Genomic DNA, 14,125 nt, shown 5'->3' with positions numbered 1-14,125 from the left:
GAAAGTCACTTCTGTCTGATTTGCGATGTAGGGGAATATCGTCATTGTGATTATTACCTGACTAACATACCTGCGGACGAGGTTTGAAGGAAGTCTCAATTCTGAAAACTTATTCGACTATTATTTCAGATAATTGTAATTTCTGCGGTTGAAATGGAGTCAGGGAGAGAAACATGAAATTTTTGAAACGGGGTGTGGCGTTAGCACTGTTCGCCGCATTCACGCTGGCAAGTCAGCCTGCTCAGGCTTATGAAAAAGATAAAACCTATAAAATCACCATCCTGCATACCAACGATCACCATGGCCATTTCTGGCGCAGCGAATACGGTGAGTACGGTCTCTCGGCGCAAAAAACGCTGGTGGACGGGATCCGTCGCGAGGTGGCTTCCGAAGGGGGCAGCGTCCTGCTGTTGTCCGGTGGGGACATCAACACCGGCGTTCCCGAATCAGATCTACAGGATGCTGAGCCTGACTTTCGTGGGATGAACCTGATTGGCTATGACGCGATGGCGGTTGGCAACCACGAATTTGATAATCCGCTTACCGTCCTGCGTCAGCAGGAGAAGTGGGCGAAGTTCCCGTTCCTCTCGGCCAACATCTACCAGAAAAGTACCGGCGAGCGCCTGTTTAAACCCTGGGCCATCTTTACGCGCCAGGATCTGAAAATCGCGGTTATCGGTCTGACCACCGATGACACGGCGAAGATCGGCAACCCTGAATTTTTCACCGACATTGAATTCCGCAAGCCAGCGGAAGAGGCAAAGGTGGTGATTCAGGAACTGCAGATGAATGAAAAGCCTGACGTCATTATTGCAACCACCCACATGGGGCACTATGACAACGGCAACCACGGCTCGAACGCGCCTGGCGACGTCGAAATGGCGCGTAGTCTGCCCGCCGGAGCGCTGGCGATGATTGTGGGTGGTCACTCACAGGACCCGGTGTGCATGGCAGAAGAAAACAAGAAACAGGTGGATTATGTGCCTGGTACGCCGTGCGCGCCGGACAAACAGAACGGGATCTGGATTGTGCAGGCTCACGAGTGGGGAAAATATGTTGGTCGTGCGGACTTTGAGTTCCGTAACGGCGAGATGAAAATGGTCAACTATCAGCTGATCCCGGTGAACCTGAAGAAGAAAGTGACCTGGGAAGACGGGAAAAGTGAGCACGTACTTTACACCCCGGAAATCGCTGAGAATGCGCAGATGCTCTCGCTGCTGTCACCGTTCCAGAATAAAGGAAAAGCCCAGTTGGATGTGAAAATCGGTGCGGTGAATGACCGACTGGAAGGCGATCGCAGCAAGGTCCGCTTTGTGCAGACCAACATGGGACATCTTATTCTGGCTGCACAAATGGCGCGCACCGGTGCGGATTTCGGCGTCATGAGCGGCGGTGGGATTCGTGACTCGATCGAAGCCGGGGATATCACCTATAAAAGCGTGCTGAAGGTACAACCGTTCGGCAACGTGGTGGTGTATGCCGATATGAACGGCAAGGACGTGACGGACTACCTGACGGCCGTGGCGCAGATGAAGCCGGATTCCGGTGCTTATCCGCAGTTTGCTAACGTCAGTTTTGTCGCGAAAGACGGCAAGCTCAACGATCTGAAAATTAACGGCGAGCCGGTTGACCCGGCGAAAACCTACCGTATGGCGACGCTCAGTTTTAACGCGACGGGGGGCGACGGCTATCCGCGTATTGATAACAAACCGGGGTACGTCAACACCGGGTTTATCGATGCGGAAGTGCTGAAGGAATACATTCAGAAAAATTCACCGCTGGATGCCAGTACGTATGAGCCGAAGGGGGAAGCCAACTGGCAATAACAGGGCGGAGTGCCGGATGGCGGTGCTGGCACTTTATCCGGCCTACAGGCCAGTGCGGTTTCCAGGCCTGATAAGCGTAGCGCCATCAGGCCATCATTCTAAAATCGCTTAGTCCCGGCGGGCGATATCGGCGAATTTAGCCTCCAGAATAGTGGCTAAATCTCCCGCCGCCAGTTCAATGTCCAGTCCGCGTTTGCCGCCTGAGACAAAAATGGTGTCAAACGTCTGGGCTGGTGCATCGATAAGCGTCGGCAGGCGTTTTTTCTGTCCCAGCGGGCTAATGCCGCCGACCAGATATCCGGTTGTACGTTGCGCCACCAGCGGATCGGCCATATCGACTTTTTTTGCGCCGAGCGCTTTGGCGACTTTTTTCAAATCCAGTTGTCCAGCGACCGGCGTAACCGCAACCGCCAGATGTTTCATATCGCCATTCACCGCGACCAGCAGCGTTTTGTACACCCGATCGGCATTTAACCCTAATTTGCGCACCACCTCATCACCGAAGTTGGTTTCGGCGGGATCGTGATCGTAGGTATGGATCCTGAACGTAATTTTGTTTTTTTCGAGTAATTTAACTGCGGGTGTCATAGTAATTTTTCCTGGCTAAACCAAATGACAAGTCAAGCGTACCTCTGATGATTGTCTAAAAAATAGTACCATCTTGCGCAATTATGTTGGCAGGATGCAGAGTTTGAGCGACAATCGACATACACCGACGCGTTAAGCGGCGGCATAATAATAATGATGAAATTCCTCTTTGACGGGCCAATAGAAATATTGGCCACTTTTTTATCGCATCAGTTCCGGCAGATTCCCTTCTCCATACAGGTGTAGTGCACCCACGGCCACCACGTAGCGACCCGCAGGCAGCGCCGACAAGCGATCCCGCCAGGCGATATTACGCTGATGCATCAGCACATCGTACAGCGACTGACTGAAGGTGTTCGGAAGCGTCAGGTGGTTGTCCTGCGGTGGCGCTTTCAGCCACCAACTCATCATCTGTTGCAGTAGCCGGGCGTTGGTGTGCCAGTGCGTCAACGTATCGTCCAACAGTGCCAGCCCGTTATCCGGCAGTTCGCATAACAGCGCAATCTGGCTGGATGCGCCTTCCAGTTCAATCACCGGTTTTTCTGCCTTCTTCGCGGCCTGCAACAGTTGATAATCAATGCCGTACTCCGGGCGTAACCCCAACTGCTGCGCCTGAGTGGCCTGTAGCACCATCGCGATTTGCCACAGCGGTTGCGTCGAAAACAGGGCCGGGGAGATCCCCAGTTCATCGGTCGCGCGATGCAGATTGCGCAACTGTTCCTCGCTGAGGCGTTCTTCCAGCGCGGTAAACTCGGGTAAGTCGGCGAAGGGACTGTCATTGCCGGAGACATCGGCCTCAACAATTAACGCATCGGCGTTGTGAAGCTTTTTAAGCAGTCTGGCAGGGAGGGGAGACATGTCGCGGCTGCCCATATGAATACTGCCAATCAGGTGGAAGTGGCGATTGCCGGGCAACGAAACGTCAATGGCGGGCCAGGTATAGCGATTGCCGGTTAGCCCAGCGAAAAATGTTTTTACCCGGTAAAACAGATCCATGCGACCTCCCTAAGTAGACAACCATGCTAGCGCGTGGTCAGGTAAGGTGCAATGTGTGAATTGCCGGATGGCGGCGCTAAAGCACCTCATCCGGCCTGGTCGTTTCACATTAACGCAGTAGGCCGGATAAGCGTCAGCGCCATCCGGCATCGCTTACTCTTTCGGTTTAAAGCGCAGCAGTCGGTTAGCGTTGCTCACCACGGTAATGGACGACAGCGCCATCGCCGCTCCGGCAACCACCGGGTTCAGCAGCGTTCCGGTGAACGGCCACAGGATACCGGCCGCCACGGGGATCCCGATGCTGTTATAAATGAACGCGCCGAGCAGGTTCTGCTTCATATTGCGCAACGTGGCTCGGGAGATAGACAGCGCGTCCGCCACGCCCATCAGGCTGTGGCGCATCAGCGTGATCGCGGCGGTTTCAATTGCCACGTCACTGCCGCTGCCCATTGCAATCCCGACATCGGCCTGTGCCAGCGCCGGTGCGTCATTGATGCCGTCACCGACCATCGCCACCTGACGCCCCTGACTTTGCAGACGCTTAATGGCATCGGCCTTACCGTCCGGGAGGACGCCAGCAATCACGTCATCAATCCCCGCCTCTTTGGCGATGGCGTTGGCCGTCGTCGGGTTATCGCCGGTTAACATCACCAGACGATATCCGGCGCGGTGCAGTCGCTGAAGGGCCGCCACGCTGTCGCTACGCAGCGGATCGCGTACGGCCAGCAGCGCCGCCGCTTTGCCGTCAATCGCCAGCAGCACCGGCGTGGCGCCCTGAGAAGCCTGGGCAGAAATCTCGTCTTCCAGTTCGTGAGTGTCAACCTGCTGCTCGTTCAGCAGTGCCTGGTTGCCCAGCAGCAGCGTATGACCTTCCGCTTCGCCGCTGACGCCTAATCCACGCAGGGTGCGGAAACCGTTAACCTGAGGCAGTGCGCTATCACCGGCTTTGTCGAGAATCGCCCGCGCCAACGGGTGACTGGAGCCCTGCTCAAGCGCCGCAGCCAACCGTAGCGCCTGCGCGTCGTCAATGCCGCCAACGGTTTTAACTGCAACCACCTGTGGTTTGCCTTCGGTCAGCGTCCCGGTTTTGTCGAAGACTACCGTATCCAGCGTGCTGGCGCGTTGCAGCGCATCGGCATCACGCACCAGTACGCCAAACTCAGCCGCACGACCCACACCGGAAATAATCGACATCGGTGTCGCCAGACCCAGCGCACACGGACAGGCGATGATCAGTACCGTAGTGGCGATAACCAGGGTATAGACAATTTGTGGGGCCGGACCAAAGACGTACCAGATACCCGCGCTCACCAGCGCGATCAGCACTACGACCGGGACAAACACGGCGGAAATCTTATCGGCCATCTGGCCAATTTCCGGTTTACTGCTCTGCGCCTGGCGCACCATGCGGATAATGCGCGACAGGGTGGTATGACTGCCTACCGCACTGGCGCGGAACACCACGCTGCCATCCTGCACGACGGTACCGGCATGCACGCTGTCGCCTTCCCCTTTTTGCTGCGGGATAGGTTCGCCGGTGAGCATCGCTTCATCCAGCCATGCCTCGCCCTGAGTGATTTCACCGTCAACCGGCACGCGATCACCGGTGGTCAGGCGCAACAGCATACCCGGCTGAACGTCTGCCAGCGGCACGCTCTTCTCACCCTCTTGTGTAATCACCCGCGCCGTTGGCGGCGTGAGATCGAGTAATTTTTCCAGCGCCTTAGACGAGCGCTGACGCGCCCGCGCTTCCAGCATGTGTCCGAGGTTGATCAGACCAATGATCATTGCACTGGCTTCATAATAGAGATGGCGTGCTTCCATCGGGAACCACTGTGGCCACAGATTGACGCTCATCGAGTACAACCAGGCCACGCCGGTGCCGAGGGCGACCAGAGTATCCATCGTGGCGGTGCCGTTCATCAGGCTCTTCCACGCGCTGCGATAAAAATGGCCGCCCGCAAAGACCATTACAGCGAGCGTCGCCAGACCAATCGCCAGCCACAGGCTGCGGTTGTCGGCGGTCACCATCATGTTATCGCCCATCATCCCCCAGACCATCACTGGCACACCTAGCAGCAGGGCGACAATCGCCTGCCAGCGGAAGCGTTTCATCGTCGCGACGGCGGTTTCCTGCTGGCGTTCGCGGCGTTTGAGATCGTCTTCAATCGCCTCTGCGCCATAGCCCACTTTTTCCACCGCCTGGACTAAATCGGCAGCGGACGCACTGCCCATCACCAGCGCAGTACGTTCCGCAAGGTTTACCCGTGCCTGCGTGACCCCAGGAACGCTTTGCAGCGCATTTTGTACCCGGGAAACACAGCTGGCGCAGCTCATGCCGCTTAACAGCAGTTGTTGGCTGTCATCTTCAACCGTCGCTGCCGGAAGCTCAGGAGGGACCGCTGCCAGCGCTTCCGACGGGATTGATGACTCCGTCAGCGGTTTAGCCTTTGGGTGGCTTAACTCTGCGCCATAACCAGCTTGTTTGATGGTATCGATTAGCGCTTCGGCGCTGGCGGTACCGGTAACGTGCGCTTCGGTCACGGTGACCTCCGCCTGTTCCACGTCCGGACGTTGCTCAAGACTCTCTTTTACGCGTTTGACGCAGTGACCGCAGGACAGGCCGTCCAGGGTCAGGTCGATGGTTTGAGACATCACTTCACTCCTCTATAACGGGTCAATAAGGGTTGACCGTTGTACCTTGATTGACTAACTGTTATTAAGGGTAAACCTTCCCGCAAGGGGAAGGTCAAGGAGTTTGTTTTTTCCTGAGTATTCAGTGTTCCAGTGCGATAGCACAAACGTGTTCGAGCGTAGAAAGGTTGCTGTAGAGTTCCGGCAAGGTCATTTTTTTTCTAATCACGACTTTAAGGTTGACCTCTATTTTCCCCTTTTTAACATCGCGGATAGTAATGGCTTCAATAATGTTCTTTTGCTGATTAATACTTTCTATCAGCGTTTGCAGCCCTGCTTTTTTATCAAGAATAACGCGAATTTTTACTTTGCCAGGCAATTGGTTTTTGGTTTGTAAAAAGATAACAAAATAGCTGAGTTTTATGGCCAGCAGGAACAAACCTGTGGCAAGCAGAGCATACATATAAAAACCGGCTCCACTGGTAATTCCCACTCCCGCGGAAGCCCACACGATGGCTGCGGTTGTTAGCCCGGAGATGGCGTCATCATGGCGATGAAGGATAACACCCGCACCGAGAAAGCCTACGCCGCTGATAATTTGTGCGGCCAGCCGCATCGGGTCGCTACGTATATTCATCGAGATTTCAGCGTAGTATTCTGCTGACTGAATAGAGACGATTGTCAGAACGCAGCTGGCGACTGAAATAATGACGCACGTTTTAAATCCGACAGGCTTCCCTTTCGATTCTCTTTCAAGACCGATGATTCCCCCCAGGATAAAAGCGACGCAAATTTTGCCCAGTGTAATTAAGAGAGATTCTCCTTCACCGAATAAGAGGAAGGATAACGTATTCATATTTCCTCCGGAAAAAACTCACCTTGAACCGTATACGAAGGTCTCCTTTTCTGACCCGTAACGCTATGCGCCGTAGGTCTGGATATAGTGCTCTATCAGCGAAATAAGCCGCGGATTATCGATGCTCTGCAGAATTTTTACCTGCGCACCTTTTGGTTCAGGGATCCCGACATTGAGGCGTAATGTGTCACGTCCATAGCGGCAAGTCATACCGCGTGTAATGCCTTCCAGAGAGACATCCAGATAATCTTCAGCCGTTGTTGCAAGAGAGGGATCCAGTAACCAGGCAACGGTTAAAACATCGTGGATCCAACATCCAGGCAGATTGCGGGTTTGCATAGAATATGTGATCCACGGGCGAATGGTTTGCGCCAGATAACGGCTAAGCCCGTTTTCTGTTTTTGCCAGACGATCCAAATCGGCGTGAAGCATTTGGGTTTGTGTTGTCACATCCATCGGGACCAGCGTGACTGGCGCACCGCTGGTGAGTACCGCATGAGCCGCCTCAGGGTCCAGACCAAAATTGGTATCTTTCAGGTAGCCCGGAACATTGAATACGCCACCCATAACGACGATATTTTTGACCGCGTGAACCATCTGCGGGTAAAGCTGCAGGGCAATGGCCACATTGGTGAGTGGACCGGTAGCAACCAGCGTGATCTCGCCAGGATTATTACAGATGAGTTCACCCATTGCCTCAGGCGCGTGGGGTTTTACCTTCTGGCACAATGCCGGGGCAGGAACATCTGACCAGAGTTGTCGTAAGCCAAACTGATCGACACCATGATCCAGTTTTTTACGCCAAGGCTGCGGATCTTCCCGCAGCGCACGCGAAGCACCACGGTAGACAGCGACGGGAATGTCCAGTTGCGTAATGAGATCTTTGGCAACGGCATATCCCACGTCTACCGGCGTATTTCCGGCGACAGTGGTGATCATCTCCAGCGCGATTTGCGGCGCGGCAATGGCCAGCGCCAGCGCCAGACCATCATCGATATTAGCGCCGGGAATGCCATTGCCCGGATCGCAGTCAATAATTATACGCATCGATTCATTTTCACTTTGTCTCGGGGTGTACTTCATGTCCCTGGCAGCCACACGACTCTCCTGTTCGTAAGTAAAACTCAAATTCAACGCGGCGAACTTCTCCATCCCAATTTTTCAGCATGTCTATTGCCGCACGGGCCATCTTATCGACAGGTTGCCGGACGGCGGTTAAGGAAGGGACGTTGTAAGCCGATTCTTGTGTTGCGTTAAAGCAGACCAGAGCAACATCCTGAGGTACGCGCAGCCCGTGTTCTGCCAGGGCGCGTAAACAACCGAGAGCCTGCTGTTCATTCGTTGCGAACAGCGCGCGCGGCAGTTGGCGCTGAAGCATGCGTTTTGTCGCCTCGTAACCTCCGGCGCGGGTATAGTTGGTCGAAATAATCCATGAGGGATTGACCATTAACGATGATGCTTCCAGCGCCTGCTGCCAGCCCCGGATACGATCCTGAGTATTCAACATTTCACGCGGACCACAGATGATGCCGATATCGCGGTATCCGTGATCAATCAGATGTTGTGTTACCTGCATCGCCGCCATTTGTTCATCAACCTGGATAACGCTGACGTTAAGTCCAGGATCCACGCGATCGAGCATGACGCAGGGGGTACCGCTCTCCTGAATCAAATTGATATAAGGATGACGATCAACACTGGTGTAGATCAGCCCGTCAACCTGGCGGTGCAGCATATTATTAATGAGTTCACGTTCACGGCAGCTACTGTCGCCTGCGTCGCCCAGCAGGAGTACTTTGCCATCAGCAAAGGCTTCGTGTTGCAGAGCATGAGCCATAGAGGCGATGAACGGGTTCGAGATGTCCGGCGCGACAAGCCCATAAGTTTGTGTACTCCCTGACGCCAGCGCACGCGCGATGCCATTGGGTCGATAACCGGTTTTCTTAATGGCCTGTAGAACACGTTGCCGGGTCGCTTCGGCAACGGGGCGCGGACCATTATTAATAACGTAACTAACGACAGCGACGGACGTTCCCGCTTCTTTTGCCACGTCAGAACGTGTTACGCGTTGCGAATGTGATTGAGTCACGAGGCACCTACCTGATTGCGTTCAGAGTGATTTTTTCCAGACAGCATAAGGCGTTATGACCCAAAAATCTTTGGTAAAGAACGCGCATATCACGTTCTTTGACCTCAAATTGCATCCTCGGGTAAGTTGAGATCCCGCCCGCGGGTCTCCGGTGCAAAGAACGTGGTCACCAGTCCAATTGCGGCCATAAGGGCGAAATAGAGAGCGATTGGCCACCAGTGTCCGTAAAACGAGAGTAGCGCAGAGGCGACAAGTGGCGCTGTCCCGCCAGACATAATGGAACCGAGCTCTTTTGCAAATGCCATTTTGGTATAACGATTCGTGACGCCGAAAAGCTCAACGCCCCATGCAGCCTGCACGCCGAAAATACCCAGTGAAGCGAGCCCCATCCCGGTAATGATCGTCGGGATAACAATCCACGGCTCACGAGAATCCAGCAGCATGAATGCCGGAAAGGCATACAGGATCAGTAGCAAGCAGAACCAACGATAGATGATACGTCTGCCGAATCGATCGGACAGCCAACCCGCCAGAGGAATAATGGCAAATCCCAGAACCGATGCGATAAACACTGCCACGGTCGGCACAGATTTATCCACCATCAGCACCTTAGCGACATAGCCAATGATAAATCCCTGAGCCAGGTAGGAGGGGCCATTCTCGCCAATGCGTAATCCAACCATGGTCCAGAACGCCCGGGTCCGTTTCCAGAAGCTGCGTGTATCTTGCTGTTGCTGTGCTTTTCCCTCGCGAAGCGCCTTTTCTCGCTCGGCCTGCAGGAGGGCTTTTTGACGTTCAAAGACGGGCGTTTCACGCATATGGCGACGAATTAATAATGCGGTAGCGGCGATAAGAATGCTGCAAAGAAAAGGAATACGCCATCCCCAGCTCAGTAAGTCATCTTTGTCCATTTGCAGAACGATGAGCCAAACCAGAGAAGCCAGTAATGTTCCGCTGTTCGAGCCCAGAGCGATAATCGAAGAAACCAGCCCACGGCGTTTAACGGGAGCATATTCACCGAGCATTACAGTACCGCCAGAAAGCTCCGCGCCGGCTCCCAGGCCCTGAGAAAATCGAAGGATAACCAGACATACCGGTGCCCAGACGCCAATCTGGGCGTAGCTGGGGATTAACCCTATTAGCATGGTCGACATGCCCATCAATCCAATGGTGATAACCATGACAATCTTCCGACCATGTTTATCGCCTATCCAGCCGAACAGCAATGCACCGATAGGGCGAGCAATAAACCCAACAGAATAGGCGGCAAAGCTGGAAAGTAACGCCATGACAGGTGTTGCTTCCGGAAAAAAGACATCGCCAAAGATAATGCCCGCGGCAAGGCCGTACAGGGCAAAATCGGCATACTCCATTGTGGTGCCTAACCAGCAGGAAAATGTAGCTCGCCAAAACTCGCGGCGTCCTTCGGGGGTTTCCAGCCGCTCCTGAGCTGCCTGTGGGTTATCCGTCAGGGAAACAGAGGATGAATGCGTGTTCATAAGAACTCCTTGAAGTTATCTGTCGACATGAGTCGCAGGTTTGTACTCTTCATGTTCTACTCGCGTAGATATTATATTTTTACCGCAGATTAATAAATCTACCCGCGTAGAATTGAAAGATGAAAGAGTGAAAATTGAGAAAGCGATCACTTATGACAGGCAATTGTTACAGAAAAAGGTCACCAGCCAGGATGTTCTTCACTGTCTATCAACTGCGAACGAGCGGCGGCTACGGACAACACGTGAAAGTGGCAGTGGTATTGCCCATAAGCAATGAAATGAGAAGAGGTTATTGGCATCAACAGGGATGGGTGTGTGGTGTCAGCAACAAGTACGTTATAATGACGCCATGCCACAGCGTAAGGTGCGGAGGATTTGTGAATATCAGCGATGTAGCAAAAAAAACCGGCTTAACCAGTAAAGCGATCCGCTTTTATGAAGAAAAAGGGCTGGTCACGCCGCCATTACGGGGTGAAAACGGCTATCGCACGTACGGGCAACAGCATCTGAATGAGCTGACGCTGCTGCGCCAGGCACGCCAGGTCGGATTCAACCTTGAAGAGTGTGGCGAGCTGGTGAACCTGTTCAACGATCCGGGTCGTCACAGCGCGGACGTCAAAAAGCGGACGCTGGAGAAAGTGGCGGAAATTGAGCGCCATATCAGCGAATTACAGTCAATGCGCGTGCAGTTACTGGCCCTGGCGGAGTCGTGCCCGGGTGATGACAGCGCGGAATGCCCGATTATCGAAAACCTTTCTGGCTGCTGCCACCACAAGGCGCAGGCTTAACGCGCGTCGGGGTTGAGCATAAAGACGACCGTGCCGCGATACCAGGGGGATGCGCGTAGCTGTGCTTCCGCCTGGCTGTCCCGCTTGCCGTGCTGTACCAGCCCGAGCTTAAACGGAATACGCAATCGGGCGAGAGCGGGCAGGTAGTCCTGATAATTCGCCACCGTGCGTCGTCCCTGATAGCTCTGTACCACCAGTTCATCGATCGGCAGCGCGTTCAGCGTCGCGACGTCGCCCGTTTTCGCCCAGTCCAGCAGTCCGGTCACGCCAAGGGCAAAGTCGGGGGGCAACTGTTGGCGCAATGCCCGCAGAAAGCGGGCATAGTCGGCCAGTTGATGCGTCGCAGCATCAAAATCGACCTGCAGTCCCACAACCTGATTTCCCGCCGCCTGCCAGCGCTGCATCAGTCGCACGATGCGTGCCGGAATCGCGTCCGGTACGTCGAGCGTGGTGAAACGCACGGTAAGCCAGATGGACGGAAACGTCAGACGGCTGACGGGAAGTCCCAGACGCTGAAAGGCCACGCCCTTTGCCCGCACTAACACTTCACCCTGATGCAGATAGACCGTCTGAGCAGCGCTCAGTTCATCGCTGGCTTTCACGCCTGACCAGAGCCAGAAGGCCGGGTGTTCGCGGGCGATAACCGTCTCAGCCGCCTGCGCCTGTCCCGCCAGTAGCGCAATTACCAGTAGTATTTGAGTTTTTGCGCCCACGGACTGCCCGGATACTGCGTTTTCAATTGTGTGAACCAGCCTTTACGCTGCTGTTTGTCCACCTCTTCTCCGCCACACTCATTCGATCCGGACGGGGCGTAACACATGATAGCCCGATACAGCGCATAGCTTCTGTCTTCGTGCTCGGCCTTCGGCGAGGCGATGACCTGCTGATAATAACGCTGGCGGTTAAACTGTCCGACAGGGTCTTTCTGCTGGATAGCGGTTTCCAGCTCGCCGTTGCCTGCGTTGTCTTTCCACAAGTCGACATGCGTTTGCGAGGTACGGAAAAACTCGCCCAGACAGTTCAGCGCATGGGCGTCGTCGGGCGTCTTGCTCAGCGTGCCGACGGTGTCATTGAGGCTGCGGCACACGTAACCGGCTTCAGCGGCGTCGCCGTTCCAGTCAAACGTACTCAGATTGACATCGTCGAATGCCTCACCGATAACCGGTTGCGTGATGGCGCTGGCGAGTTTTCGGTCTTTTAGCCAGTCGCTAAAGCGGTTTTCAGTGAGATCGCGCACCAGCAGCGTATGCAGCGCAATAGTGCGCTCTTCGTTATTCGGCCCCTGGCTGACCTGCTGGCGCAACTGTTCAGGTGTAGCCACAGTTTTCAGTACCCGGGAGCGGTAGCGCAAACTGGTGACCGCGCTGTCCGGGGCAAAAATCGCCGCCACGTTGCCGCTGTAAACCAGCGTGGCCGCCAGTTTTGCCTGCACATACTGCTGCTGTTCGTTATCCTGGCTGAGCTTCAGTAGCGTCGACCAGAAATCGCGCGCCGCTGACCACTGCTTTTGTCCCATCAGCGCGTCGCCGTAGAGCACCTGTTCGCTGAAGGCGAGGATATCGTGAGGCGGCAGTTTTTTCGCCGGAGTGACTGCCTGAAGAATAGCGGCATAGTTATCTGTCGCCAGCCACAGGTTGAGTTGTAAATTGCGCCACAGCGGCAGTTTTCCGCGCTTGTCAAAAACCGGTTTGCTGGCGTCAAGTTTGGCCTGCGTCAGGGTTGGCTTTCGGTAGCTGTTCAGGCGAAGGGCGCGCAGCATCTCGGTGTAGCTGACGAGGGGGGCATCGGCGAACGCATCCTGAACGGATTGATCGTAAAACTGCATGCCATAGACGTTATCGTATTCAATAACCCGCTCCCGCAATGCTTGCGCATCGGTGACCTGCTGGAACGCCTGTTCATATAATCCTGCAAGCGTTGTCCAGTCCTGCAAATACCAATGGATGCGGCGCAGCATGCCACGCGCGGAATCCGCATAGCGGCCTTCTGGCCAATGCTGGAGATAGGTCTGCGCCTCTTTTTGCGCAAGTAAAGCGTCTTCACGGTTTATTCGCGCGATATCAAAGTCGCCATATTCGCCGACGCTGTTCTGGCTGCTTTTGTTCAGCGCCGTGCGCATCAGCATATATTGCGCGGTTTCCGCCAGCCACGGGCGATCGCTGGTGAGCAGTGGCGTGAAGGCCTGCGTCGCGCTGTCGTACTCGCCCGCGTAAAAATGGGCCGCTCCGGTCAGGTAGGTTTTATACAGCGGGGCAGGTGAATCTGCCGGGAGCGTGGCGAGGGACCCCGTAATTTGCTCTGCGCTGGCCCCGGAATAGAGCCCCAGACGCGCCTGTGCCAGCGACTGCTTTTGTTCCGCCGTTAGCGCGTCATCGTTCAGCAGCGCGGCAAAAAACTGGCTGACGCTGTCGGCATTATTGGAGACAAAACGGTTTTCCTGCTCACCGTCGTGCTTGAATTCGATTGGCTCCACCTGCAGCGTGGCCATTTGTTGGACGATCGGGTCTGCTGCGTTCTGCGTTTGTGCCGGAGAGTCTGTCCGGACATCAATGTCATCCCACTGCGGGTGATAGGCAAAATAGAAATCGCGTGAGCGGGTGATATCGGCAGGCATCGACTGAACGGGCACTGCAAGTGACTTTGCTTCACTCAGCAGGCGCAACAGGTTGTCACGGGAATCATTATCAGGCGTCAGAATAGGGTCGCCTTTTAGCAGGCAGCGCGCGTCGCTCCATGTACAGTCTGCCATATCAAACGAGGCGAATACCTGCGGGGCACTCGCCAGTAATGCGCAAAAGCTTAATGCCAGAGGCGTCTTCCTGACCATCATGCGATTCCTGTCATCTGTT

Annotated in this window: 11 protein-coding genes; 2 read left to right on the top strand and 9 right to left on the bottom strand. The window is 54.8% G+C overall.

Translation table 11 applies throughout. The annotated features are described in order from the left end of the window. Nucleotides 1–173 precede the first annotated feature (173 nt). A complete protein-coding gene (ushA, locus tag GBC03_23485; protein ID QFS72950.1) occupies nt 174–1,826 on the top strand; it encodes a bifunctional UDP-sugar hydrolase/5'-nucleotidase in 1,653 nt (550 codons plus the stop codon). A 108-nt stretch (nt 1,827–1,934) separates the two neighbouring features. Here ushA and ybaK read toward each other — a convergent pair whose 3' ends face one another. The 7 genes from ybaK to GBC03_23450 all read right to left on the bottom strand — a co-directional run bounded on the left by ybaK (nt 1,935) and on the right by GBC03_23450 (nt 10,488). Then, nucleotides 1,935–2,414, bottom strand: a complete 480-nt coding sequence (ybaK, locus tag GBC03_23480) for a Cys-tRNA(Pro)/Cys-tRNA(Cys) deacylase YbaK (protein ID QFS72949.1) — start codon at nt 2,412–2,414, stop codon at nt 1,935–1,937. Nucleotides 2,415–2,615: 201 nt separating this feature from the next. Continuing rightward, a complete protein-coding gene (locus GBC03_23475; protein QFS72948.1) occupies nt 2,616–3,410 on the bottom strand; it encodes a hypothetical protein in 795 nt (264 codons plus the stop codon). Nucleotides 3,411–3,563: 153 nt separating this feature from the next. Further along, the gene (copA, locus tag GBC03_23470) at nt 3,564–6,065 is read right to left on the bottom strand and encodes a copper-exporting P-type ATPase CopA (GenBank protein QFS72947.1); all 2,502 of its coding nucleotides are present in this window, start codon (nt 6,063–6,065) and stop codon (nt 3,564–3,566) included. A 121-nt stretch (nt 6,066–6,186) separates the two neighbouring features. Next, nucleotides 6,187–6,900 carry an MgtC/SapB family protein gene (locus GBC03_23465; GenBank protein ID QFS72946.1) on the bottom strand — a complete coding sequence of 238 codons (714 nt, stop codon included), beginning with the start codon at nt 6,898–6,900 and terminating at the stop codon, nt 6,187–6,189. Between the two features lie 63 nt (nt 6,901–6,963). Continuing rightward, nucleotides 6,964–7,983: a nucleoside hydrolase gene (locus GBC03_23460; GenBank protein QFS74111.1), complete on the bottom strand. Its 1,020-nt coding sequence runs from the start codon at nt 7,981–7,983 to the stop codon at nt 6,964–6,966. Beyond that, nucleotides 7,958–8,989, bottom strand: a complete 1,032-nt coding sequence (locus tag GBC03_23455) for a substrate-binding domain-containing protein (GenBank protein ID QFS72945.1) — start codon at nt 8,987–8,989, stop codon at nt 7,958–7,960. The genes GBC03_23460 and GBC03_23455 overlap by 26 nt, the downstream gene beginning before the upstream one ends. Nucleotides 8,990–9,093: 104 nt before the next feature. Then, entirely contained in the window at nt 9,094–10,488 is a 1,395-nt protein-coding gene (locus tag GBC03_23450) for an MFS transporter (GenBank protein ID QFS72944.1), read from the bottom strand. A 377-nt stretch (nt 10,489–10,865) separates the two neighbouring features. On the opposite strand from GBC03_23450, the gene cueR reads away from it, so the two are divergent. After that, nucleotides 10,866–11,276, top strand: coding sequence for a Cu(I)-responsive transcriptional regulator (gene cueR, locus GBC03_23445; protein QFS72943.1), 411 nt, complete (start codon nt 10,866–10,868; stop codon nt 11,274–11,276). Here cueR and GBC03_23440 read toward each other — a convergent pair. Both GBC03_23440 and GBC03_23435 read right to left on the bottom strand, forming a co-directional pair. After that, on the bottom strand, nt 11,273–11,989 hold the full coding sequence (locus tag GBC03_23440) for a DUF3142 domain-containing protein (GenBank protein ID QFS72942.1): 717 nt from the start codon (nt 11,987–11,989) through the stop codon (nt 11,273–11,275). The two genes, cueR and GBC03_23440, sit on opposite strands and share 4 nt — an antisense overlap. Next, nucleotides 11,959–14,103, bottom strand: a complete 2,145-nt coding sequence (locus tag GBC03_23435; GenBank protein QFS74110.1) for a hypothetical protein — start codon at nt 14,101–14,103, stop codon at nt 11,959–11,961. The genes GBC03_23440 and GBC03_23435 overlap by 31 nt, the downstream gene beginning before the upstream one ends. Between the last annotated feature and the right edge of the window lie 22 nt (nt 14,104–14,125).

Source organism: Citrobacter telavivensis (assembly GCA_009363175.1).
Lineage (GTDB): Bacteria > Pseudomonadota > Gammaproteobacteria > Enterobacterales > Enterobacteriaceae > Citrobacter_A > Citrobacter_A telavivensis.
Note: the sequence above shows the minus strand (reverse complement) of the source record. Positions and strands in the feature narration are given on the sequence as shown.